The following is a 2,123-nucleotide window of genomic DNA, read 5'->3' as shown; positions in this document are numbered from 1 at the left end:
ATTCCCTTTATGTTGAGATTTTGAGTTACTCAAAATAAAAGGCAGATGCAACCTTGTCAAACAACACATCCCATCACAAAATTTGGGACATTATCAATATTTCCGGAAAAAAGTTGATGGATGCCGTCTCCGGTCCGGCGGAGCTTTCAATATTCACCGTAAAACTCATCCGGGGCGCCGCCGAAATCGACCTCGTCGAACAGCTCCCGGATCACATCCAGCGAAAAGCCGCGGCTGATCAGGAAACGGAAGGCTTTTTCCCGTTTTTTGCGCGGATCGGTTTCGCGCGACAGCAGCCGGAGCTTGTACTCCAATGCCCGGCGGGCGGCGCCGGGTTCGAGTCCGGCGGTTTTTTCCAGAGCGGTTTCCACATACTCGGCGGAAAGGCCGCGCTTGCGCAGCTGCAGCTTCACCAGCCGGGAACCCGAACCGCGGTTCACCAGCGCGTGGGCGTAATCTTCCGCCAGAAGTTCGTCGTTCAGGTAACCCCGGCGGCGGCACTCCGCGATCGCCTCGGCCGCCTCGCGCGCCGGAATCTTCGCCAGACGCAGTTTCTTCATCAGCTCCCGCTCCGAATACGAACGCACGCTTAACAGACGCATCGCTTTTTCCAGCGGGTTGATCTTCTTTTCCGGCTTGCCGGGGGGACCTGAAAACACCTGACTTCTCCTTCAGCGGTTGGCCTGAATGATCTCCCGGTAGACGTAAAACGACGCCTTGGGGATGCGTTCGAGGTTGCCGGGGGTCACGCGGATCAGGCCGAGGCGCTTGTGATAGCCGTGCGTCCACTCGAAGTTGTCCATCAGGCACCAGCAGAAATAGCCGCGCACGTCGATCCCGTCCTCTTTTCTGGCGGCCAGCATCGCATCGGTGTAGCCTTTCAGGAAACGGCAGCGCTGGTCGTCGTGCTGCGCGGACATCGCATCCGGCTCCGGGCACGCGCAGCCGTTTTCGGTGACGTAGACCGGATATCCCTTGTAGCGGTCCGCGATCCAGTTCAGCAGCTTGCGGAATCCCCACGGCACGATGTTCCACTGCATATCCGTCTGTTCCCAGTCGGGCGAAACCGACAGACAGACCTGCTGGTCGTCGCTCATGCCGCCGTTGCCGTTGGCGCCGATGTCGTTGCCGTTTTCGGGAGGCGTTTCGGAGGCGTACAGCGTCGAATAGTGGTTCAGGCCGAGAAAATCGGCGCTCCCTTTGACCAGCGCCCGCTCTTCGGCGGTGAATTGCGGCAGCCGCGCGCCGACCCGTTCGCGCATCACGGCGGGGTAGTCGCCGAAGACCACCGGATCGGTGAACCAGCCGTAGAAGAATTCGACGGCCCGTTGCGCGGCCGCCCGGTCCTCGGGCGAATCGGTCAGCGGCTCGCGCCAGTCGCAGTTGTTGGAAATGCCGATCGAGCCGCCGTAGCCGCCCTCGCGGAACCGCCGGACCGCCTTGCCGTGCGCAAGCAGCAGATGATGGGCGACGATATAAGGTTCGGTGTCGCCGGTGCGTCCGGGCGGGAAGCCGCCGGAACCGTAGCCGAGCACGGAGACGCACCACGGTTCATTCAGTGTGATCCAGTGCTTCACCCGGTCGCCGAACGCCTTGAAACAGAGCTCGGCGTAGGCGGCGAAGTCATCGGTGATCTGCGGATTGAGCCAGCCGTCGTGGGCCATTTCAAGGTCGAGCGGCAGGTCCCAGTGGTACAAGGTGATGAATGGGGTGATGCCGTTTTCCAGCAGCAGGTCGATCAGGCGGTTGTAGTAGGCGATCCCGTCGGGATTCGCTTCGCCGCGCCCGGTGGACTGGATGCGGGGCCACGCGATGGAAAAGCGGTAGGCGTTCACGCCGAGCTGCTTCATCATCGCGACGTCCTCCGGGAAACGGTGGTAGCTGTCGCAGGCGATGTCGCCGTTGCTCATGTCGCGGACGCGGCCCGGAATCCGGCAGAAGGCGTCCCAGACCGACCAGCCGCGCCCTCCTTCCGACACTCCGCCTTCGATTTGATAGGACGACGTTGCGGTTCCCCAGAAAAAATTTGTTATTGTCCCAAATTTTGTGAAACACACTTGTAGTTTCCAACGCCGATAACGACGTTGCCGATAATTTGCATACGTTTTTGCCAGTAGTCCTCC

The 2,123-nt window shown here is 60.6% G+C and carries 2 protein-coding genes; both read right to left on the bottom strand.

What is annotated here, in order from left to right:
• Positions 1-146: 146 nt before the first annotated feature.
• A complete protein-coding gene (locus tag C8D82_RS20415; protein WP_116886136.1) occupies positions 147-659 on the bottom strand; it encodes a regulatory protein RecX in 513 nt (170 codons plus the stop codon).
• Positions 660-671: 12 nt separating this feature from the next.
• Positions 672-2,057 carry a GH1 family beta-glucosidase gene (locus tag C8D82_RS20410; protein ID WP_207776208.1) on the bottom strand — a complete coding sequence of 462 codons (1,386 nt, stop codon included), beginning with the start codon at positions 2,055-2,057 and terminating at the stop codon, positions 672-674.
• Positions 2,058-2,123: the final 66 nt, after the last annotated feature.

Source organism: Victivallis vadensis, from assembly GCF_003096415.1.
Classification (GTDB): domain Bacteria; phylum Verrucomicrobiota; class Lentisphaeria; order Victivallales; family Victivallaceae; genus Victivallis; species Victivallis vadensis.
The sequence above is the reverse complement of the archived record's forward strand: the minus strand, read 5'-3'. Positions and strand labels throughout refer to the sequence as shown.